At 74.5% G+C, this 21,978-nt stretch carries 16 protein-coding genes; 9 read left to right on the forward strand and 7 right to left on the reverse strand.

The window, feature by feature from the left end; genetic code table 11:
- Positions 1-79 precede the first annotated feature (79 nt).
- Together ACF1AK_RS12260 and ACF1AK_RS12265 are read left to right on the forward strand one after the other, a co-directional pair.
- Positions 80-277, forward strand: coding sequence for an MbtH family protein (locus ACF1AK_RS12260; protein ID WP_380618621.1), 198 nt, complete (start codon positions 80-82; stop codon positions 275-277).
- Positions 274-1,719, forward strand: a complete 1,446-nt coding sequence (locus ACF1AK_RS12265) for a DHA2 family efflux MFS transporter permease subunit (protein ID WP_391498718.1) — start codon at positions 274-276, stop codon at positions 1,717-1,719. Before ACF1AK_RS12260 ends, ACF1AK_RS12265 begins: the two co-directional genes overlap by 4 nt.
- Before the next feature lie 76 nt (positions 1,720-1,795).
- On the opposite strand, the gene ACF1AK_RS12270 is transcribed toward ACF1AK_RS12265, so the two are convergent.
- The 5 genes from ACF1AK_RS12270 to ACF1AK_RS12290 form a co-directional block, all read right to left on the reverse strand.
- On the reverse strand, positions 1,796-2,140 hold the full coding sequence (locus ACF1AK_RS12270; protein WP_391498719.1) for a hypothetical protein: 345 nt from the start codon (positions 2,138-2,140) through the stop codon (positions 1,796-1,798).
- A 115-nt stretch (positions 2,141-2,255) separates the two neighbouring features.
- Entirely contained in the window at positions 2,256-3,236 is a 981-nt protein-coding gene (locus tag ACF1AK_RS12275) for a GNAT family N-acetyltransferase (RefSeq protein ID WP_391498720.1), read from the reverse strand.
- A 245-nt stretch (positions 3,237-3,481) separates the two neighbouring features.
- Positions 3,482-4,945, reverse strand: a complete 1,464-nt coding sequence (locus ACF1AK_RS12280) for a hypothetical protein (protein WP_391498721.1) — start codon at positions 4,943-4,945, stop codon at positions 3,482-3,484.
- Entirely contained in the window at positions 4,942-6,282 is a 1,341-nt protein-coding gene (locus tag ACF1AK_RS12285; RefSeq protein WP_391498722.1) for a ParA family protein, read from the reverse strand. Before ACF1AK_RS12285 ends, ACF1AK_RS12280 begins: the two co-directional genes overlap by 4 nt.
- Positions 6,279-6,776, reverse strand: a complete 498-nt coding sequence (locus ACF1AK_RS12290; RefSeq protein ID WP_391498723.1) for a hypothetical protein — start codon at positions 6,774-6,776, stop codon at positions 6,279-6,281. Before ACF1AK_RS12290 ends, ACF1AK_RS12285 begins: the two co-directional genes overlap by 4 nt.
- Before the next feature lie 445 nt (positions 6,777-7,221).
- On the opposite strand from ACF1AK_RS12290, the gene ACF1AK_RS12295 reads away from it, so the two are divergent.
- Complete coding sequence (locus ACF1AK_RS12295; RefSeq protein ID WP_391498724.1) at positions 7,222-7,719, forward strand: beta-class carbonic anhydrase; 498 nt, start codon at positions 7,222-7,224, stop codon at positions 7,717-7,719.
- Here ACF1AK_RS12295 and fes read toward each other — a convergent pair.
- Positions 7,709-8,926: an enterochelin esterase gene (gene fes / locus ACF1AK_RS12300; protein ID WP_391498725.1), complete on the reverse strand. Its 1,218-nt coding sequence runs from the start codon at positions 8,924-8,926 to the stop codon at positions 7,709-7,711. The two genes, ACF1AK_RS12295 and fes, sit on opposite strands and share 11 nt — an antisense overlap.
- Before the next feature lie 38 nt (positions 8,927-8,964).
- Positions 8,965-11,136: a Fe(3+)-hydroxamate ABC transporter permease FhuB gene (fhuB, locus tag ACF1AK_RS12305; RefSeq protein ID WP_391498726.1), complete on the reverse strand. Its 2,172-nt coding sequence runs from the start codon at positions 11,134-11,136 to the stop codon at positions 8,965-8,967.
- Positions 11,137-11,288: 152 nt separating this feature from the next.
- Between fhuB and ACF1AK_RS12310 the strand changes: the two genes are divergently transcribed.
- The 6 genes from ACF1AK_RS12310 to ACF1AK_RS12335 all read left to right on the forward strand — a co-directional run bounded on the left by ACF1AK_RS12310 (position 11,289) and on the right by ACF1AK_RS12335 (position 21,949).
- A complete protein-coding gene (locus tag ACF1AK_RS12310; protein ID WP_391498727.1) occupies positions 11,289-12,323 on the forward strand; it encodes an ABC transporter substrate-binding protein in 1,035 nt (344 codons plus the stop codon).
- 77 nt (positions 12,324-12,400) lie between these two features.
- The gene (locus tag ACF1AK_RS12315; RefSeq protein ID WP_391498728.1) at positions 12,401-13,222 is read left to right on the forward strand and encodes an ABC transporter ATP-binding protein; all 822 of its coding nucleotides are present in this window, start codon (positions 12,401-12,403) and stop codon (positions 13,220-13,222) included.
- A gap of 211 nt (positions 13,223-13,433) precedes the next feature.
- Positions 13,434-14,651, forward strand: a complete 1,218-nt coding sequence (locus tag ACF1AK_RS12320) for a PQQ-dependent sugar dehydrogenase (protein WP_391498729.1) — start codon at positions 13,434-13,436, stop codon at positions 14,649-14,651.
- Between the two features lie 157 nt (positions 14,652-14,808).
- The gene (locus ACF1AK_RS12325; protein ID WP_391498730.1) at positions 14,809-15,663 is read left to right on the forward strand and encodes a DUF4132 domain-containing protein; all 855 of its coding nucleotides are present in this window, start codon (positions 14,809-14,811) and stop codon (positions 15,661-15,663) included.
- A complete protein-coding gene (locus ACF1AK_RS12330; protein WP_391498731.1) occupies positions 15,660-20,807 on the forward strand; it encodes a hypothetical protein in 5,148 nt (1,715 codons plus the stop codon). The genes ACF1AK_RS12325 and ACF1AK_RS12330 overlap by 4 nt, the downstream gene beginning before the upstream one ends.
- On the forward strand, positions 20,804-21,949 hold the full coding sequence (locus tag ACF1AK_RS12335) for an AAA family ATPase (protein ID WP_391498732.1): 1,146 nt from the start codon (positions 20,804-20,806) through the stop codon (positions 21,947-21,949). The genes ACF1AK_RS12330 and ACF1AK_RS12335 overlap by 4 nt, the downstream gene beginning before the upstream one ends.
- Positions 21,950-21,978: the final 29 nt, after the last annotated feature.

Consider the following 21,978-nt stretch of genomic DNA (forward strand, 5'->3'; position numbering starts at 1 on the left):
ACCGGCACCGACCGCCCACGCGTCACCGCCGACCGTCCGCCGTCCCGCCCGACCCGCCCGACCCTTGGAGAACCACCCCATGAGTGACGCCCCCGCCAACCCCTTCGACGGTGACGGCGAGTTCCTCGCGCTCGTCAACGACGAGGGCCAGCACTCGCTCTGGCCCGCCTTCGCCGCCGTCCCGGCCGGCTGGACCGTCGCCCACGGGCCGTGCGAGCGCGCCGCGGCCCTCGACTGGATCACCGCCCACTGGACCGACCTCGACCCGGCCCGATGAGCCAGGCGGACACCCGGCCCGCCCCCGGCGGGCCCGCCGCCCCGCAACGCCCGCTGTTCGCCGGCCGCCTCGCCGTGGTGCTCGTCTACACGGCCGCGATGTGCATGAACGGCCTGGACTCGACGATCGTCAACCCGGCCCTGTTCACCATCGCCGGGGACTTCGGGCGCCCGGTCTCCGCCGCCAACGCGGTGGAGACCGCCTTCCTGGTCGGCCTCGCCGTCGGCCTCCCGGTGGCGGGCTGGCTCGGCGACCGCTTCGGCGTGCGCCGGGTCTTCCTCGGCTCGCTCGCCGTCTTCACCCTGGCCAGCGCGCTGTGCGCGGCCGCCCCCGGCCTCGGCGCGCTCACCGCCGCCCGCGCGGTGCAGGGCGTGGCGGGCGGCCTGCTCACCCCGGTCGGCATGACCCTGCTGTTCCGGGCGTTCGAACCGCACGAGCGGGCCGGCCTCGGCAAGGTGCTGATCGTGCCGACCGCGCTGATGCCCGCGCTCGGCCCGCCGCTCGGCGGCCTCCTCACCGAACACCTCTCCTGGCACTGGCTGTTCCTGGTCAACGTGCCGATCGGGGTGGCCGCCGTGGTCACCGGCCTGGCCGGGCTGCGCGACCAGGAGGAGCCGCCGGCCGGCCGCTTCGACACCACCGGGTTCCTGCTCGCCACCCCCGGCCTCGGCCTGCTCACCTACGCCCTCGGCTTCGGCCCCGCGCACGGCTGGGACTCCCCGGCGGTGGCGGCGTCCGGGGTGCTGGGCGGGCTGCTGCTGGGCGCCGCCGTCCGTCACCAACTGCGCGCCGCCGAACCACTGGTGGACCTCCGGCTGCTCGCCGACCGGGCCTTCGGCGCGGCGAGCTGGCTGGCCCTGCTGACCGCCGCCGGGCTGATGGGCGCGCTCTTCGCCTACCCGCTGCTCCACCAGGCCGCCTTCGGCGCCTCGGCCCTGGACGCGGGCCTGAGCGTCTTCCCGGAGGCGATCGGCCTGATGGCCGCCTCCCAGGTGGTCGACCGGCTGCTGCCCAGGCTCGGCCCGCGCCTGCTGGCGCTGCCCGCGCTGCTGCTGGCGGCCCTGGTGCTGGCCGCGATGGCCGTGCCGGGCGTCGGCGAGAACGCCTGGGCCGTGCGGGCGCTGATGTTCGGCGTCGGCCTGATCCTGGGCACCGCCGTGCTGACCGTGCAGATCGCCGGGTTCGCGGACGTGCCGCCGCCCGCGATGGGCCGGGCGATGGGCCTGTTCACCATCGTGCGCACGCTCGGCGGGGCCTTCGGCATCGCCGGCGCGGCGGCCCTCATCGGCGCCCTCGCGCAGGACGGCGCCCCCGGCACCCACGCCGCCGAACCCGGCCCCTACCGGGTCGCCCTGCTGGCCACGGCCGGCGCCGTCGCCCTCGGCACCCTGGTCGCGGCCCGCCTCCCGAAGGAGCCCCCGGGCCCCCCGCCGCTGGACTGACCCGCGCGGCACCGCCGAACGGCCCGCCACCCTGCCGGGGGGGCGGGCCGTTCGGCGGTGCCGGCCCGGCCCGGGCTCAGTGGTCCCGCGGCAGGTCGATCCTCTCCCGCCTGGTCGCGCCGATCACCTCGACGCCCCTGGTGCCCGTGACCCCGTCCAGCGGCAGGGCCTCGGTGTACGGGGCGGTGGCGGGCAGCAGGTAGCCGGAGGGGAGCGTGCCGGTCACCTCGACGCCCCAGTACTCGGGCTGTCTGACGTAGACCAGCGGGACCAGGCGGACCGTCATGCTCGCGTAGGGCTTCTCGCCGCTGACGACGAGGATGAAGGTGCCCGGCACGATCCCGGGGACGGCCTTGGCCTCCTCGAAGTCGATCAGCCGCACGGATTCCGGTGCCGGTCGCTGACTGAAGTCGTCCGTCATGGTGACTCCTTTCGTCACGGAGTGTCGTGATGTGATCACTCGTCGACGCAGGGTAGTCGAGGGGCGCCGGTGAACCGGCTCTCCAACACGCCGCCGCCCGGGGGCCGGGCCGCGCTCAGAACTCCTTGACCAGCCGTCGGTGGCCCGGCCCCCAGCGGTACCCCAGGGCGGTGTTCAGCGCGACCATCGGCACGTTGCCGGCCTCGACCTCGGTGTGCGCGGTCCGCACGCCGTGGCCCGCCAGGTGCCGGGCGGCGTGCAGCTTGAGCGCCCGGGCCAGCCCGCGACCCCGCCAGGCTCGCAGCACCCCGGTGTAGTCGATCCGGCAGGCCCGCGGATCGGGCACGGCGTGCACGACGCTCGCGCCGACGATCCGCCCCATGGACTCGGCGGTGAACACCCAGTCGGGCCGCCCGCCGGGTCCGTCCAGCGCCTCGGCGCGCCACCGCTCGAAGTCCGGGAGGGCGTCGGCGAAGCCCGGGTTGTCGCGCAGGGTCTCCCGGTAGAGGTGGTGGAGCTGCCGCTCGGGCTCGGCGGCGGTGGTCCCGGCGAGGGTGCCCAGGCACAGACCGGGCGGCACCCGCGGAGCGGGCAGGTGCGTCCCGACCGGACCGACGGCCGACCGCACGTGCGCGTCCACCCGGTAGCCCCGGCCGAGCAGCAGGCCGGTCAGGTCCGACCGGCACGTCCCGTGGGTGGACCCCGGTTCCGCCTCCTCGTCCGGGAACTCCCCGAGCAGCCGCGAGGCGCCGATCCCGCGCGCCCAGCGCTCCAGCCCGTCGTAGAGCGGCAGCAGCCAGGCCGGAGCGCGCCCGGGCGCGCTGACGGCGAGGGAGGCGAGGTCCCCGGGCGGCGTCCAGGGCGCCCGCCAGGCGGTGGCGTAGGCGAGCAGGTCCCCGGAGGGGCCGGGCTGCACCAGCCGCACCCGCCCGTGCCCGGTGAGGCGCCCCCGGGGGTCGGTGGAGAGCGCGTCCGCACCCGGCAGCGCCGCGTCCCGCTCCCGGAGCTCGGCCACCGTCACGGCCGCGGGCCCCTCGGCCGACAGCAACTCGGCCAGTGCGGGATAGTCGACGGCGGGCAGGAAGGGGCGGATCACCCGTGACCGCCGTGAAGACACAGATCCATCACATGTGACACTGTACTGATCCCGGCTCGGCGCCGCCGGTCTTTTTTCCGAAGCGAACGCCGGCCCGGCCGTCCGCCGACGCGCAGGTCGTTGCTCTACGGCACTCGTCCGGGTCCGGCGCCGGTGGGCGCCGGACCCGACTCCGGGCATTCGTCGGTGCTTCGCCGCCGTGGTCCCGGTGTGGGTGTACGGCACACCGGACCGGCTCCACAAGCCTACGACTGCACCTTCGGAACGCCGCCCTTGCGGCCGATCGAGAAGGCGATCCGGTACACGTCTGGGAGATCGATCCTGCCGTCCTTGCGGCGGCGCATGACGCCGAGCGCGATCAGTTCGTCGATCAGTCGCAGGTAGTCGTCCGGGTAGCGAGGCCCGGTGCGCACCTCTGCTCCGTTCCCTCCGGCGTTGGCGCGGGCTGCCTCCCGCCCGAGGGTGGCCGCCAGGTGCGAAGCGTCCCAGAGGTCCAGGACGAGCCTCTGGTCGATCGGAACCTGTTGGCCGGCCAGAGGCTCGATGACCGTCCGCACCCACGGCATGTCTTCGCGGATCTCGTTGACGCGGGTCTGTGAAGCGGACTGGACGCCCTTCCGGATCCCCTCGTGGTAGATCGCATAAGGATGGCTCGCGTACTTCCCTCGCGTCTCGTCCACGGCCATGCTCAGTGCGTTGAGGAAGCTGCGGGGGCTTACCTGTTCAACACCGTCCATGAGGTGGTTGGGAAGCCATGTATAGGTGATGCCCTTCCGGTAGTTCGCCCCCATGTAGGGACCGGCGAGTTCGCTGAAGACCGATGCCTGGACCTGCTCGTCACCGAGCAGCGTCGACGGAAGGAGGTGTCGTCCGGCATGCTCGGTCCAACTGCCGGTCCAAGCCCGGAAGCCCATGGACTCCGCGCTGTCGTGGTTGCCCAGGTAGTGGAAGAACAGGCCATAGAGGTTGGTGGTCGTCCATTGGAGGCTGGCGGCGTTGGAGGTGAGCTTCGAAGCGTCCGGAAAGTGGAGGAGCGCGCCGTCGAACATGTCGGGGCGGATGAAGATTTTGCACCGGATGTTCTTGGTGCTCAGCCGCATCTCCAGTGCCAGCTGAAGGATGCCGGCTACCAGCCGGTCGGCCTGTGTCCGGTCGCGGTGGAGGTGCTCCAGTGCATCGAAGAGAATCATCTGCGTGGTGCTGTCGGCCTGTGCTTCGGTGTCGGCCCGCGCGACGGTGCGATCGCGTGCTCCAGGGTTGGCCTGGACCCAGGCGATGCGATCCCTCCACTCCATGGTCCCCTGGAGCTCAGGTTGGCCGAGCGTCACGAGGAGCACGGCATTCCAGAGGTCGTAGGCGCGGACACCGTTGTCGACCAGGCTCGCCAACTCACCCGCCCCCGGATAGAGATCGGGCTTCAGCATGGCGCTGTATCCGGGGGAGACGCGCAGGTTCCGGAGCCTGTCGATGCGGTATTCCTCCGCCGCGATGTCCCGGAGCTGGTCGTCGAGCAGTGAGCGGCACCAGAAGGTCTTGCCCACTCCTCGGCCGCCGCGGACGACGGTGGTGTCGACATGGAGGGCGAGGCGATGCGTATCGGGAGTGAAGAGGTTGAGGAGCGTGGGTTCGACGGTGTCCGCGTCCTGGGCGGGGGGCAGCGCGGAAACCAGGAGGCTCCGGTAGTCCTCGGCTTCAAGCGGGGCGGTCATCGCGGTCCCTCGATCATCAGCTTGGTGGTGGTTTCCAGGAAGGAATCGTACGCGGCGCGCACGAACGCGCGGTCGTCCCATCCAGGCGTGGAGACGGCGTCGAGGCCGACGAGTTCCACTGCGAAGAGGATCGGAATGGGTGAGTGTGGGGCGGAGGCGTCCTCAGGACTGGGATTGAAGCCCGTGTCTCCATCGACCAGGTCGTCATAGAGGACCGAGAAGCACTCCCAGGCACGGTCGCGGAAGGTTTCCAGATAGGCGGCTTTGTCGGCATCCGGGACCATGGAGGCGACCATCCGGAGCTTCTCGCGGATCTCGGCCGCTTTGCCGGAGGAGAGCCAGGCCGTGAAGAGGTCGCGGTAGCCCGCCCAGGTTTGGCCGTTGTCACTACCGAAGAGCAGGGCGAGGTCGCATAGCCGTGAGATGGCGACAGCAGCGATGTCGTGGATTCCGGCGCGGCTGTCGAGCAGGACGACGTCAGGCCGGCGGCTCTCCCTGGCCACGGCGTCCTCGCAGGAACGGACGGCTGCCTCAAGCCGGTCGGCGAAGGTTCCCTGGACCTGGCCGGGAACATCGGCGTAGACGCGATTCAGCTTGTCCACATAGGTGTACTCGGCGCCGGCCTCTCCGCGTCCGCGCGCAGGAGCGACCCAGAGCTCGCCGTTCCTCTGAAACTGGAAATGCGTCGCCTGTGCCACCAGATCCAGGCCGGCTTCGTTGCCGAGCGCCGATTCGATGAGTTGGTCGATGATCCCATACCTGGGGAGTTGATCCTCGGCGACCAGGAGCGGGCCTGCGCCGGGGGACTCCAGGTCGAGGTCGATGACGAGGACACAGTTGCCCTGTTCAGCGAGGTGCTTCGCCAGCATGAATGTTGCCGTCGAGCGGCCCACGCCACCCTTGAACCCGTAGAGTGCGGTGCGAGCGGTGCGGGTGTCGCCGGCATGCTGCTCCGGAGTACTCACACGGGCCCAGTCCGCGCCGACGACTGTGTTGTCGAGCCACCGGATGCTGCCATGGCCGGGTTTCGGCCGATAGCGGAGGTCGACAGCTGCTCGGGGTGAGGCGAAGAACGCGTCCGGCTGGAAGAGCTTGGAGGCGAGGAGCAATGGCCGGTCGGCCGCATAGGGACCCAAGGCGGAATCGAGGCGCTCCGCCCAGGCTTCCTGATTGGCGGCATCGACCTTGGACGACCGGTCGTCCAGGAGCAATGCGAGGCGACCGAGGATGTCCCGCACGACCAGCACGTCGACGCCGGACGCAGCCACATCGATGGCCACGGCGAGCGCGAGAGGCCGTGCCTGGTCGAACCGAACCGGCCCCGTTTGGATGGTCACGCGAGTACTCCGTCGATGAGCGCCTGCTCGTGCAGGGAGAGAATCAGTTCCGAAGCCGCCCGCCGAGCGCTCACATCGGTCTCGACGACGGATGAACCGTCACTGTAGCGATCATGGACGCTCCAGTTCGCGAACGGTGCTGAGGTCGCCAGGATCGAGGCGAGGGCGCTTCCGGTGCGTCCGTGAAGGAGAAGCGTCGCATCGGATATGACGTCAACAGTATCGGACCATACCTCGGGAAGATGTCCCACTTGCTTCGGCCTACCAGACTGCCGGGGGATGTATGGCTTGGTGGCTGGTTGTCCTCCGGGCTGGAGCGGGTCCATCGATACCCGGGTGTACCTGAGCATGAGGCTTTTCAGGGCACATTCGACAGCGAAGCCGAAATGATGGTCGGCATTGGGAAGTCGGCCGTCATCATGCAAGTAGACCGCATCGTTGTGGTGCCGCAATGCGGCGTACGCGTAGTGGTCTTCCTTCGAGGTGTGTGGCACGGGCTGATCCTAGGGGGCCTTCTCGCGAAGTCTCCAGCGCTCACGGGTGTGATGGTCCTCGGCCGGCCCGGGCGCGTTCGGGGTGGCAGCCCGGAGGTCCCGCGATCGCGATGCGTCACCCGGTGGGGTGGAGAATGCCGGATTCCCGGGCGGGCGGGGCGTGGTGGGCAGTACGGTGCCCGCATGACCCTGCTCGTCCGCCGTCGTCACATCGACTTCGGCCGTGTCCACTCCACTGGCTGTCCGGTCATCGTCTGATCGTCCGATCACTCCGGCCCGTCCGGCCGTGCCGCTCCGCGCGGGCGCAGCCGGGGCCGTTCCGCCGCCCGCGCCGGGCACGGCATTCGATCCGCGCGCACGTGTGGGTACTCGCGCGCGCGGCTCCGTGTGCCCCCGTGCTCCGGCCGACCACGATCCGACCGCACCGAAGGGACGTCAGTCCGCCATGACCGACACCGCCACCGACCACTACCTGCGCAACAACGCCGACTACGCCGCGGCCTTCGACGGGCCGCTCCCGCTCCCGCCGGCCCGCCGCACGGCCGTCCTGGCCTGCATGGACGCCCGGCTCAACGTCTACGGCGCGCTGGGCCTCGCCGAGGGCGACTCGCACGTGATCCGCAATGCCGGCGGGGTGGCGACCGACGACGCCATCCGCTCGCTGGCGATCAGCCAGCGGCTGCTCGGCACACGGGAGATCATCCTCGTCCACCACACCGACTGCGGCATGCTCACCTTCGGCGACGACGCCTTCCGCGAGTCGATCCGGGAGGAGACCGGAGTGAAGCCGCCGTGGGCCGCCGAGGCCTTCGCCGACCTGGAGACGGACGTCCGGCAGTCGGCCGCCCGGATCCGCACCAGCCCGTTCGTCCCGCACACGGACGCCGTGCGCGGCTTCGTCTTCGACGTCGCGACCGGGCTGCTGAAGGAAGTCACGCTCTGAGCGGCAGGGCCGGCCGGCCGGCGGTTCCGGCCGCCGGCCGGCGCGTGCCCAGCAGGTGGACCAGGCCGTCGGCCAGCCCGCCGCGCCAGCAGGCGTAGTCGTGGCCGCCGTTGAACTCGCGGTAGGCGAGGTCGTAGCCGCGGGCGGTCAGTACGTCGCGCAGGTGGCGGTTCTGGGTGAGCAGCATCCACTCCTGGAGGCCGACCTCCACCCAGAAGCGGGCGCCGCCGCGCTCGGTGGTGGCGAACTGGCGGGTCAGCCACTCGCTCCCGCCGTCGGACTCGGTGCCGTCGGGCCACCAGAACGAGCCGGACTGGGAAAGCGCGTTGCCGAACCGGGCGGGGCGGCGGAAGGCGGCGAAGGCGGCGGTCAGGCCGCCCGCGCTCTGGCCGGCGATCACGGTGCGGGCCGGGTCGGTGGTGGCGCGGTGCCCGGCGGCGGCCCAGGGCAGGATCCGGTCGGCGAGCAGGTCGACGAAGTCCGGGTTGCAGCTGAGGTCGTCCGGCCGGCCGGGGCCCATGGTGTGGACGAGCAGGGCGACGGTCGGCGGGATCAGCCCCTCGGCCGTCAGGTTGTCCAGGGTGTCGCCGAACGACAGCACCTCGCCCCACATCTCGCCGTCCAGCAGGACCAGGACCGGGTACGGGGCGGCGTCGGCGCGGTGTCCGGCGGGCAGGTGGACGTCGATCCGCCGCCCGGCCGCCTCGGCGCGCACGGTGCGGCCGCGGGGCACGTCGGCGCGCCGCCGGACGTACGGCTGGGCGGGCGCCCCGGGCAGGGCGAGCACCGAGGCGGGCCGGCGGCCGTCGCGGGCGGGCAGCAGCTCCCCGGTGCCGTGCGGGTCGGGGCGGGCGCCGTCCAGCACCCGCAGCCAGTCGGCCCGCCGGGTGCCGGGGACGGCGCCGCGCACCGGGTACAGCTGGTAGGAGGCCCGGTGGTCGGCGCGCAGCCGGTAGGTGCGGGACCAGCCGCCGGCCCGGCGCTCCATCAGGTGCGGGGTGAGGTCGCCGGCGTGCCGGTCCTTGTCGGTGACGGTGTGGACGAGCGCGAGCACGCCGTCGTACGGCTCCTCGCCCGGCTCGTCGCGCAGCACGAAGGTCACCTGCCGGTAGGCCGGATCGGCGGGGTCGGGATCGACCAGCGGGGCGCCCTCGGCGGCCACCCTGGCCCAGAACGCGTCATCGGTGACGGGCCGTTCGTTCGGCACGGCGGAACTCCTCGACAATGGGGGACGGGAAAGGGGGGTCAGGCCGGATTGCCCCGGCGGCCGAGCAGCACCCAGAGCAGGAAGGGGCCGCCGAGCACGGTGGTGACGATGCCCACCGGGATCTCGACGCCGGAGATCAGCACCCGGCCGAGGGTGTCGGCCAGCACGATCAGCACCGCGCCGACCAGCGCCGAGCCGAGCACCGGCACCCGGGCCGGTCCGGCGAGCCGCCCGGCGACCACCGGCGCGGCCAGCGCGACGAAGCCGACCGGCCCGCAGACCCCGACGGCGAGTCCGGCCAGCGCCACGGCGAGCAGCAGGCAGGCGAGCCGCACCCGGCCGGGGTCGACGCCGAGCGAGGACGCCACGTTGTCGTCGAAGCGCAGCACGGCCAGCCGGCGGGCGACCACCAGGGCGAGCGGCACCAGTACGGCGAGGCCGGTCAGCACCGGCGTGGCGACCGCGTAGTCGCGGCCGTTGAGGCTGCCGGAGGTCCAGACGTACAGCGAGGAGGCCGAGCTGAGCGAGCGCCGGGCCATCGCCACCTGGATGACGGCGGAGGCGAGCGCCGACATCGCCAGGCCCACCACCAGCACCCGGTAGCCGCGCGTGCCGAGGCCGCCGGAGACGACGGTGACCACGGCGACGGCGACCAGCGCGCCGACCGGCCCGGCCCACCAGGCGCCGAACGCGCCCGAGGCGGTGACCGAGATCAGCACGGCGGCGGTGGCGCCGTCGTTGACGCCGAGCAGTTCGGGGGTGGCGAGCCGGTTGCGGGCGAGGGTCTGGGTGAGGCAGCCGGCCAGGCCGAGCGCGGCGCCCGCGGCGAGGCCCGCGACGATCCGGCCGAGCCGGAACTTCTGCACGAGCAGCACGTCGAGCCGCTCGCCGTAGCCGAAGACGGCCTGGAAGGTGCGGCCGAGGCCGAGTTCGCTCTGCCCGGCGTGCGCGGAGACCACCACGGCGGCCAGCAGCGCGGCGGCGAGGCCGAGCGCGGCCAGTGCGGAGCGGCGGGGGAGCAGCACGGACAGGACGCCGCGCCGGATCACCAGGTCGGGCCGGGGCGGCTTCTCCTCCGGGTGGCCGCGGCGGCCGGAGGACTCGCCGGGCGCGGTGTCGGTCATGCCGAGCGCGGCCGTCTTCCGGGAGCGGACGATGGCGATCAGGGTGGGGGCGCCGATCAGCGCGACGATCACCGACACCGGTGCCTCGAACGGGCGGGCCACCACGCGGGCGAGCACGTCGGCGCCGGTCAGCACGGCCGCGCCGACGAGTCCGGCGAGCAGGGTGAGCCGGCCGACCCGGGGCCCGGCGGCGGCCCGGGCCAGGAAGCCGGCGAGCAGGCCGAGGAAGGAGATCGGCCCGGCCAGGGCGACGGCGGAGGCGGTGAGCAGGGTGACCGCGAGGGCGACGGCGGCGCGGGTGGCGCCGGGGCGGTGGCCGAGGCCGCGGGCGAGGTCGTCGCCGAGCGCGAGCGCGGACAGCGGCCGGGTGGTGAGCAGGGCGACCACGAAGCCGACGCCGAGCACGGGGGCGAGTTGGCCCAGTGTCGTCCAGCCCTCGACGCCGGCCAGCGAGCCGAGCACCCAGACCCGGTAGCGGTCGTACGCCTCGGGGGAGTTGACGATCAGCACGCCGGTCAGTCCGCCGAAGGTGGCGCCGACGGCGGAGCCGCCGAGGACCAGCCGCATGGGGGAGCCGCCGCCGCGGCTGCCGGCGATCGCCAGCACCAGCCCGCTGGCGAGCACGGCGCCGCCGAAGGCGAAGGCCAGGTAGCCGTAGGAGGTCTGGACGCCGAGCACGGCGATGCCGAGTACCACGCCGAGCGAGGCACCGGCGTTGACGCCGAGCAGGCCGGTCTCGGCGAGCGGGTTGCGGGTGACGGCCTGCAACTGGGCGCCGGCCACCCCGAGGGCGGCGCCGACCAGCAGTGCGGTCAGGGTGCGGGGCAGCCGCAGGTCGCCGACGACCAGGGCGAGCCGGCTGTCGGCGCGGGCGCCGTCGGTGTCGAGCAGGTAGTCCAGCACCCGTCCGGGGCCGACCTCGCCGGCGCCGACGGACAGGGAGAGCGCGGTCAGCGCGAGCAGGGCGGCGAGGATGCCGCCGACGGCGGCCCAGGAGGTGCGGCCCGACCGTTCGGCCGCCGGCGGGGCGGGGGCGGGGGGATCCGCGTCGGCCGCCTCGGCGGTACCCACTTGCGACAATGTCATAAGGTAAGGCTAACCTAATGCTCATCGCGGTCGGACAGGTGTCCGGCCCGGCGTCCGGCCCCCCGGATCACCGGGGTTCGCGGCGCCGCGCCACCGTTCCACCGCTCCACCGACCGCACGCCCGTCTGCAACACCCCTGCCCGGAGGCACCCATGTCGACCCGCCAGAGCCCGCTCCACCCCGCCCGCCGTCGCGCGGTCCAGGCGCTGGCCGCCACCGGGGCGGCCACGCTCCTGCTCGTCGGCTGCGGCTCGTCGGGCTCCTCCGGCAAGGGCTCCTCCGCGGACCAGGGTTCGCCCTCCGCCACCACGGCCGCGGGCGGCGCCGCCGACGCGGCCGGCGGCAAGCGGACCGTGAAGGACGCCACCGGCACGGCCGTGGAGATCCCCGCCGAGCCCAAGCGCATCGTCACCCTCACCCAGGAGGACCTCGACGCGGTGCTCGCGCTCGGCCTCAAGCCGGCCGGCATCACCAACGGACAGGGCCTCAACGAGCCGCCGGCGTACCTGAAGGACAAGGTCCAGGGCGTCCCCGTGGTCGGCAACCTGCTCCAGCCGGTGATGGACAAGGTGATCGCCGCCAAGCCCGACCTCATCCTGGCCGGCGACATGCAGGACCAGCAGGTCCTCAAGCAGCTGCGCGAGATCACCCCGGCCACCCTGGTCACGATGGCCCCCACCGACGACTGGAAGCTCTCCTTCCGCGGCATCGGAAACGCCGTCAACAAGCTGGACCAGGCCAACAAGGTCATCGCCGACTACGACGCCAAGGCCGCCAAGGCCGGCGGCGAGCTCGGCGAGAACAAGGGCAAGGCCGTCTCCATCGTCCGCTGGAACCCGACCGGCCCCAGCTGGATGGAGAAGAAGCAGTTCGCCAGCGGTGTCGCCCTCGACATGGGCCTGACCCGCCCGCAGGCCCAGGACAAGGACGGCAACGCCCACACCCCGGCGCTGAGCCTGGAGAAGATCAACGAGATCGACGGCGACTGGCTGTTCCTCTCCACCCTCACCGACGACGGCAGGGCCGCGCTGAAGGACGTCCAGTCCAAGCCCGCCTACCAGGAGCTGAACGCGGTGAAGACCAACCACACCGTCACCGTCGACGGCTCCGTCTGGTCCACCCGCGGCGGCCCGCTCGCGGCCGACGCGGTGATCGGCGACATCAGCAAGGCGCTCGGCGCCAAGTGACCGCCGGCGGCGGGCGCCCCTCCTCGCGGGGCGTCCGCCGCTCGGTTCGTTCCCCCTCCCAACCGAAGGAACCCGCCATGGAGTTGACGGTCGAGGGCCTCACGGCCGGGTACGGCCCGGGGCGTCCGGTGCTGGGCGGCGTGGACCTCGCCGTGCCCGGCGGCCGGGTGGTGGCCGTCGTCGGTCCCAACGGCTGCGGCAAGTCCACCCTGCTGCGCTCGATCGCCCGGCTCCACCGGCCGGACTCCGGACGGGTGCTGGTCGGCGGCGAGGACATCTGGAAGCTGCGCCCCCGTCAGGCCGCGCACCGGGTGGCGCTGCTGCCGCAGAGCCCGCAGGCACCGGAGGCGGTCACCGTCGCCGGGCTGGTCCGCTACGGGCGCCACCCGCACCAGGGCCTGTTCCGGCAGTGGTCCGCGGACGACGAGCGGCTCACCGCCGAGGCGCTGCGGGCCACCGGCGTCGAGGAGTTCGCCGACCGCCGGCTGGACCGGCTCTCCGGCGGGCAGCGGCAGCGCTGCTGGCTCGCCATGGTGCTCGCCCAGGACGCCCCCGTCGTGCTGCTCGACGAGCCGACCAGCGCGCTCGACCTCGGCCACGCGGTGGAGGTGCTGGAGCTGGTCCGCGAGGTCGCGGCGGGCGGGCGCACCGTCGTCATGGTGCTGCACGACCTCGCGGCGGCGGCCCGTTACGCCGATCTGGTGGTGGCGATGCGCGGCGGCGAGGTGATCGCGTGCGGGGCGCCGCGCGAGGTGGTGGACGCGGAGCTGGTGCGGGCGCTGTACGACGTCGACAGCGATGTGCTCTCGGCCCCCGGGGACGGTGCGCCGGTGATCGTGCCGCGGTCGGGGACGCGGTCGGCGGCGGCTTCGGCGGCTTCGGCGGCTTCGGCGGGCTGACGGGCTGACGGGCGGCGCGCCGGGGGCCGGGCCCGGGGCCGTACGGAGGTCCCCCGGACGGCCGGGCGGGCGTGGCGGGTTCCGCCCCCTGCCGGGCCGGGGTGTGGTGTGCTGGACGGGCGTCCACCGGACGTCCGTGCCGCCGTCGTGCCCGCTGTGCCCGCTGCGCCCGCCGTGCCCGCCGCCCCGCCGTCCCCGGGAGAGGTCACCGATGCCCCGTCGCCCCGCCGCCCTGTTCGCCGCCCTCGCCCTCGGCTCGGCCGCCGTCGTCGGCTGCTCCTCGGCGGGCGCCCCGGAGCGCGCCGCGCCCGCTCCCTCCGGCCCGGCCACGTCGGGCCCGGCCACGCCCGGCGGGTCCGCGCCCGGTGAGGTCGTGTCCGGTGATGCCACGTCGCCGCAGGCCCCGGGTGGGACCCCGGCCCCGGACGCCCCGGTCTCGGTGGCCGTCTCGGGCACCGTCACCGACGGCCTGGCCTCCCCCTGGGGCCTGGCCGTCCTGCCCGACGGCGACCTGCTGGTCTCCGAACGCGACGAGGCCCGGATCCTGCGCGTCTCGGCCAAGGACGGCGGCAGGACCGGGGCCGGCACCGTCCCCGGCGTCACCGCCGGCGGCGAGGGCGGCCTGCTCGGGCTCGCCCTCTCGCCCGGCTTCGCCACCGACCACCGGGTCTACGCCTACCTCTCCACCGCCTCCGACAACCGGATCGTCCGCCTCGACTACGACCCCGCCCGCCCGGCCGGCTCCCAGCTCGGCGAGCCGGCCGTCGTGCTGAGCGGGATCCCGCACGGCTCCCGGCACAACGGCGGCCGGATCGCCTTCGGCCCGGACGGCTTCCTGTACGCCGGCACCGGCGACGCCGACGAGCGCCGGCTCGCCCAGGACCGCGGCTCCCTCGGCGGCAAGATCCTGCGGCTCACCCCGGACGGCGCCCCCGCCCCCGGCAACCCGTTCCCCGGCTCCCCGGTCTGGTCGCTCGGTCACCGCAACGTCCAGGGCCTGGCCTGGGACCCCCAGGGGCGGCTCTGGGCCTCGGAGTTCGGCCAGGACACCTGGGACGAGCTGAACCTGGTCACCCCCGGCGGCAACTACGGCTGGCCGACCGTCGAGGGCACCGCCGGACGCCCGGGGTTCACCGATCCGGTCGCCCAGTGGCACACCTCCGACGCCTCCCCGAGCGGCATCGCCCACGCCGCCGGGGGCGTGTGGATGGCCGCCCTGCGCGGCGAGCGGCTCTGGTGGATCCCGCTGGACGGCGAGCGGCCCGCCGCCCCGCCGCGGGACTTCCTCTCCGGGGCGTACGGGCGGCTGCGCACCGTGGTGGCCGACCGGGACGGCACGTTGCTGCTGGTCACCGACAACACCGACGGGCGCGGCGACCCGCGCCCCGGCGACGACCGGATCCTGCGGCTGACCGTCGGCCGGACGTGACCCGGAGCGGGATTGGATCACCCGTTCGAGCGGTTTGAACCCGGGTCAACCCCGCCTTCGCGCCTTCCTACTGCTCAGTACCCCTCCCCGCAGGCGGCGTTGTCAGTGTGTCCCGTTACGTTCCTTCCATCACTGACCAGCTGGGAGGAGCGCGGCCGTGGCGTGGGTGGAAACGGGAACGGGCGGTTACCAAGTCGCCTTCGACGAGGAGGGCAGGGTGGTCTGCCGCAACGCGGCCGGGCGCCCCTTGAAGTCCGTCCCGCCGAAGCTGAACGACGACCCGGTGGTCGTCGGCCTCAAGCAGCTCACCGAGTGGCTGGAGGCGCACCGCCGCGGCTGCCTGGAGACCGTCGAGCGGTGGATGGTCCGCTCGCTGCCGGTGCCCGCCGCCGTCGTCACCGCCGTGTGGGCGGACGGGGCCTGGCGGGAGGTCCTGCGCGACCTGGTGGTCACCGGGCCGGACGGCGCCGTCGCCGGCTTCCTGCGCGGCGCCGACGCCGAACGCGGCCTCGGCCTGGTCGACCTCGACGGGGACACCGTGCGCCTCACCGACGGCGAACTGCGGATACCCCACCCGGTCCTGCTGGAGGACCTCGACGACCTGCGCGAGTTCGCCGTCGAGCTCGGCGTCTCCCAGCAGGTCCAGCAGCTGTACCGGGAGGTGTGGCACCGGCCCGCCGACGCGGCCGGCACCGAGGTCTCCACCTACACCGGCGGACGCTACGGCGCGCTGCGCGACCTGCTCGGCCGCTGCGCCCGGCTCGGCTACCGGGTCCGCGGCGGACACGCCGTGCTGCCCGTCGTCGAGGACGGCCGCGCCCTGGAGGCGCGGGTCTGGGTCGGTGACTACTACGAGTACGACGAGTGCGAGACGGGCGCGCTCAGCTGGACCGGCCCGGACGGCAAGGTCCTGCCGCTGGCCGAGGTCGGACCGGTCGCCTGGTCCGAGGGGATGCGGATGGCCGCCGCGCTGTACGCCGGCCGCACGATCGAAGGGGAGGAAGCCGCATGAGCACCACCACCGGACCCGACCGCACCACCGGTGCGCCCGGCGCCGCCCGCCACGAGCGGCTGCTGGAGGCCGGGGCGATCCTCGCCCCCGGCACCCTGCCCGGCGCCGGCGGCCCCGACAGCGCGGCCGACGTCCTGACCGCCCGCAGCTACGCCCACCCCGCCCTCGACGGGCGCCGGATCGTGCGCCTGGTGCCCGGCGCGCTCGGCCCCGCCGAGGACGCCGCCGTCGACTTCCTCGGACTCGTCCCCGACGGCGAGCCGGCCGAGGTCGGCCAGGTCCGCCAGGAGGCGCTCGGCTTCCCCGCCTGGGCGCTCGTCAACGACCCGGCCAACGGCCACCACGCGCTCGCCCTGGTCAAGGAGATGGAACGGCTCGCCCGCCAGGCGAAGTCCAAGCCCGGCCACGCCAAGGACGGGTTCGACGAGCTGGCCGTGCGGCTCGGCCGCGCTGTCCCGCACTTCCTGCCGACCTACTGCGAGCAGGTCGGCAGGATCTTCCTCGAACAGGGCAACCAGAGCTACGCCAGCACCTTCTTCGGCAAGGCCCGCGAGGCCGAGCGCACCCACAGCCTCGCCGTCGACGAGGAGCGGCTGCGCGCCGTCTTCCTGGAGTTCGCCCTGGCCGGCGCGCTCAGCGTCAAGGCGCTGCGCCAGTACGTCAAGGAACTGAGCGCCCGGCTCGACCCGCTGACCGCCTGGCAGCGGTTCCGCCAGCTGTGCACCGAGCGCTCCGCCGCCGGCATGGCCCCCTACGCCGGGGTCGCCGAGGACGCCCGCGCCCTGCTCAAGGCCGCCGGTCTGGACCGCGAGGAGCACGAGCGGGAGCTGCTCGCCGAACTGCTCGCCTCACCCGCCGTCAACCGGGCGCCCGCCACCTTCTGGAAGGCCTGGCACGGAGCCGTCGTCGCCCTCGGGCAGCGCGACGAAGCGGTCCGCGCCCGCCTGCTGGAGCTGATGCCGGACCCGGGCGGCAGCGACAACGCCGACGCCCAGGACGCCGCCTGGCTCGCCCTGCTCGCCGAGAGCGGCGCCGAGCGGCTGCTCACCGGGCCGCCCGCGGCCGGCCCGCACCCGGACGCGGAGGGGGCCCCCGAGCCGGCCGCCGCCTGGCTGAAGCGCTGGACCAACCACCTCGGCCGCGGCTGGCGCGACCGGGGCCTGCACGCCGAGACCGTCTCCCTGGTCACCCGGATGCTGGAGCGGCTGCGCGCCGAGGCCGTCCCGGTCGACCTCTTCGCCGGGGTGCGCCGCAGCGCCACCCAGCTCGAACTGCTCGACCTGCTGCTCGCCGAGGGCATCCCGGTCGCCGACCCGGCCGACGAGCACCCCCTCCAGCTCCAGCACTGGGTCACCTCGTCCTCCGCCGAGGGCCGCACCCTGGCCGCCACCGCCGCCGACCCGCGCTTCCGCTCCGCCCTGCGCGCCGCCGTCCCCGCCGTCTGGACCACCGTCGACAGCCGCGGGCTCGCCGCCCGGCCGGTGCTGCGCGAGCTGTTCGTCGAGTGGTCCGACGCCCGGGTCGACGCGCTGGAGAAGGTCCGCGGCCTGGAGAGCGCGGCCGCGCTGCTGCGCGACCTGAACTCCCACCGCACCGCCGTGCGCGAGCAGAACCCGGCCGCCGCCGCCCGGATCGCCGGCCTCGACGTGGCCGGGCTGCTCGCCCGCGCCCTGCGCGGCGGCATCCTCGACGAACTCGGGTGGCCCGCCCTGGACGAGGCGCTCGCCAGGCTCGGCGTCACGGCCGGCGACGCCCCCGGCTTCGTCGGCGGCCGCAACCCGTTCGAGGGCCTGGTGCTCCAGGAGGCCTGGCCGCACCTGGTGCTCGGCCGCGGCAACCAGGTCGTGGTGGCCGGACCGCAGGGCATCGTGCTCGAACACACCCTGCGCATCCCCCACAAGCTGGAGAGCCACCAGAACGCCCACTTCCGCTTCGTCGACGGCGAACTGCTGGTCGCCTGGTACCAGGACGACAAGCAGCGCGCCTACTGGTCCGGCCGGCCGGCCGAGGTCTTCGAGCTCGGCGGCGAGAGCATCGTGCGCTACTACGGCGGCAGCAACGAGATCGAGACGCCGTCCCTCCCGCTGCCCGGCGGCGGCCGCAGCGGCGGACACCGCCCGCTGCACGTCGGCGACACCCAGGTGTCCGACCAGGACCACATCCTCTCCGACGGCACCGGCCACTGGGCCGCCCGGTGGAACCGCGGCTACGTCCTGCACGAGTTCGACGCCGCCACCGGCACCCTCGGCCGCGTCTCCGAGCCGCCGCGGATCGCCGCCGGCGCCGCGGCCGGCCACCTGGAGATCAACCGCAGCCGGATGCTGCCCCTCCAGCCCGGCCTGGAGGACACCCCCCTCGGCACCGACGGCACCGTGCTCGGCCACTGGGTGCGGACCGACGGCCCACGGGTCACCACCGGCACCGCCGACGGCACCACGCTCGTCGTCGACAACTCCGGGGTCCGGGGCTCGGTGTACCCGCGCGGCCGGCTCGCCCTGCCCGGCGGCGGACGCCCGTTGGTCCACGACAGCCGCCAGCGCCAGCTGAACCTCGGCCTGACCGCCGAGGGCTCCGCGGCGGAGGGCACCGTCACCGCCGACCCGACCGGAGTCACCGCCGACTTCGAACCCGGTCACCCCGGCGGCCTCGGCGCGGCCGGCACCGCCGTCGTGCTGCCGCTCGCCCACTGGCACGCCCTGCGCCCGCGCGACGAGCACGGCTCCACCGTGCTGCGCACCGTCACCGGCGAGCAGGCCGCCCGCCTCATCGACGCCGCCTGGCCGGCCGACGCCGAGCCGGTCCCCGCCGCGCAGCAGCGCTGGATCACCGTCCAGGGCGTGCGCCGCCCCGTCGTCAGCAGCGACAAGGCCGCCGAGGAGCTCCCGCTCGACGCCGTCGCCGAGGTCCTGCCTGGCATCACCGACCGGCGGCTGCTGGCCGGCGTCACCGGCCTCGCCCGCAGCGCCGCCACCCTGCTCGACGGGATCGCCCGCTACCTGCCGCAGCCCGAGGACGCCCCCCGCTCCTCCGGCTCCGGCGCCCCCGAGTACGCGTACCGGCCCGAGCACGGCACCGACTTCGAACTCGGCCAGGCCGCCGCTCTGCTGCGCCCCGGCATCGCGGGCTTCGGCCGCACCTGGGACCGCAGCGTCAGCTACCGCGTGCTCAACAACCTCCGGACGGTCACCGCCGTCCTCGCCGAGCCCCCCGCGGCCGAGGGCGAGGGCTGGAGCACCCCGCACCGGGTCGACCTGCACGGCGACGACACCCACCACGGCTGGCTGCACGCGCTCGGCGACGTCGGCACCCTCGCCTACGCGGCCGCCGCCCCGCTCACCTCCGCCGAGCACCGCGCCTCGCTCGCGCTGCTGCTCACCGAGCTCACCGCCGGGCCGCTCGCCGACCGCGGCGCCACCCTGCGCGAGGTCCACCTCACCGAGCCGCTCGGCGACGGGCAGCAGAGGGAGGACAAGCACGAGCGCCGGGCCGGCCAGGTCTGGCGGCACGGCGCGCGCACCGTGATCGTCCTCGGCTGCAGCCACCACGCCGACGACAAGGTCTTCTGGCTCGCCGTCGACCACGACCCGAGCGGCGCCTTCGGCCCGGTCGCCCACTTCGGCACCGGCTTCGAGCGCATCACCGAGGAGACCGTCACCGCTGACTGGGTCGCCCGGTTCACCGCCCTGCTCGCCGAGCGCGGCGCCATCACCCATCGCGCCGACCTCGCCGCCGACTTCGGCGAGCGCACCGGCATCGGCGCCCTCCGCTCCACCCTGCTGTTCAGCCCCACCAGTGCCCTCGCCCAGTGGTACGGCTCGCCGCTGCCCGCCGAGGCGCTCAAGGAGTACGGCCTCAAGACCGCCGAGGCCAAGGCCGCCCGGGACTGGCTGCGCGGGCGCGAGCGGTCCGCTCTCGCCCAGGTCTGGGCCGCCCTGCTGCCCGAGGACCCGGAGGACCTCTGGACCACCGGCCCGGACAGCGCCGCCGGCGCCGCCCGCTGGATCGAGCGCCTCGGACGGATCGTCACCCTGCCCGTCGAGGACCAGGCCGCCGTCAGCGGCACCACCATCCAGCGGATCGAGGAGATCCTCAACGTCGCGAGCACCCCGTGGCTGAGCCGCACCACCCGCCAGCGGCTCCGCCCCCAGGGGGACGGGGGCGTGCTCACCCTGATGGCCGACGACCCGGACGCCGTCCCCGACTACAGCACCCTGTCCCAGGCCGTCGACGCCCTCGCCTGGCTCGCCTACCGGCTGTCCTGGAACAGCCCGCTGCGCCCGCTGCTCGCCCAGGCCGTCCAGGCACTGCGCACCCGCCTGGCCGACCCCGAGCTGCTGCTCGCCTACGAGCTGCGCCGCACCAGCAAGGGCGAGCCGCTGGCCGCCGTCCTGCGCACCCGCTGGGGCCTGCCCGCCGAGGGCGGCGCCGACGCCGACGGACTGGTCCGCTGCGGCGAGGCCGTGGTGCTGTCGCCCGGCCACGACGGCAACGCGGCGGAGTACATCTGGTGGCGCCCGGCGGGCTTCAGCGGCCCGCAGGACCCGGCGCTGGAACTGCTCGCCGGCCTGGCCGACAGCTTCTGGTTCGCCCGCCAGCGGTCCGTCCTCACCGCCCTCCTGGACGGCGCGCTGGACCGGCTGGTCACCCTGCCCGAGCTCCCCGTCGCGGCCGACGCCGCCGGGACCGGGCTCTGGCCCCACCACCCGCTGCTCACGGTGCCGGAGCTGGTCACCGAGGTCGCCAAGGCCAAGGAGCTCGGCGAGGACGCCGCCGTGCTCTACCTCCAGCTGCTCGCCCTGCCCGATCCGACCGACCGCAACGTCGCCCGCTGGACGGGCTGGAAGCCGGCCCGGCTGAAGAAGGCGCGCGCCGAACTCGGCGCCTCCGGGCTGGTCGTGGAGGCCAAGCGGGCCCGCGCCGGGCGCGCCCTGTTCCTCCCCGGCGGCTGGCAGGAGGCCAAGGCCCCCGGCCTGCCCGTCGAGACCTGGAAGGCAGGCCTCTACGATCTGCCCACCCACCACGCCGCGCTGCCGCAGCTGTCCGTCCCGGAGCTGTTCACCCGGGCCTGGCAGCGCGTCACCGACGGGGACGTCCCCGGCTTCGAAGAGCTCCAGACCGGCAAGCGCAGGAAGGCCCGCCGATGACCACCACCACCCATGCTCCCGGCGCCGCCCGGCAGGTCGTCCTGCCAGAGGAGCGGTACGCCGCCGAACTGGAGTTCCTCGCCGCCCACGACTCCGGCCCGCGCCCGCCCGGCTGGCGGCTCACCCCGCGCGCCGTCGTCACCTTCGTGATGGGCAGCGGCGGCGAGAAGCTCAAGGCCGGCCGCAAGAGCCTGGCGATCGAGCAGAAGTTCGTCGGCGAGCGGGCCCTGGTCGAACGCTGCGTCGTCACCCTCGCCGGGGAGCGCGGCCTGCTGCTCGTCGGCGAGCCCGGCACGGCGAAGTCGATGCTCTCCGAACTGCTCGCCGCCGCCGTCTGCGGCACCAGCGCGCTCACCGTCCAGGGCACCGCCGGCACCACCGAGGACCAGCTCAAGTACGGCTGGAACTACGCGCTGCTGCTCGCCAAGGGCCCCAGCCGCGAGGCCCTGGTGCCCTCCCCGGTGCTCACCGCGATGACCACCGGCGCGGTCGCCCGCGTCGAGGAGGTCACCCGCTGTCTGCCCGAGGTCCAGGACGCCCTGGTCTCGCTGCTCTCCGAGCGGCGGATCGCCGTCCCCGAACTCGCCGGCACCCCCGACGGCCAGCTGCACGCCGTCCCCGGGTTCACCCTGATCGCCACGGCCAACCTGCGCGACAAGGGCGTCAGCGAGATGTCCGCCGCCCTCAAGCGACGGTTCAACTTCGAGACGGTCGGCCCGATCGGCAGCCTGGCCGCCGAGGTGGACCTGGTCCGCCGCCAGTCCACCGCCGCCGTGGCCCGCGCCGGCGCCGCCTTCGCGGTGGACGACGCGGTGCTGGAGGCACTCGTCACCGCCTTCCGCGACCTGCGGACCGGCCGCTCCACCGAGGGCTGGGACGTCGAGCGCCCCTCCACCGTGATGAGCACCGCCGAGGCCGTCTCGGTGGCCACCGCCCTCGGCGTCACCGCCGCCTACCTGCCCGACGGCGGCGACCTGCTCGGCCGCCTCCCCGGCCAGCTCATCGGCGTGGTCCGCAAGGACGACCCGGCCGACGCCGCCCGGCTGCTCGGCTACTGGGACGGCCCGGTCCGCCGCCGCGCCGAGCAGGGCGCCGCCACCTGGCGCACCCTGTGGGACCTTCGCTCCGCCCTGGAGCACTGATCCCGGTCCGGCCCGGCGCCCCCGACGGG

Origin of the sequence: Kitasatospora sp. NPDC015120, from assembly GCF_043080305.1 — a bacterium.
Classification (GTDB): Bacteria; Actinomycetota; Actinomycetes; order Streptomycetales; family Streptomycetaceae; genus Kitasatospora.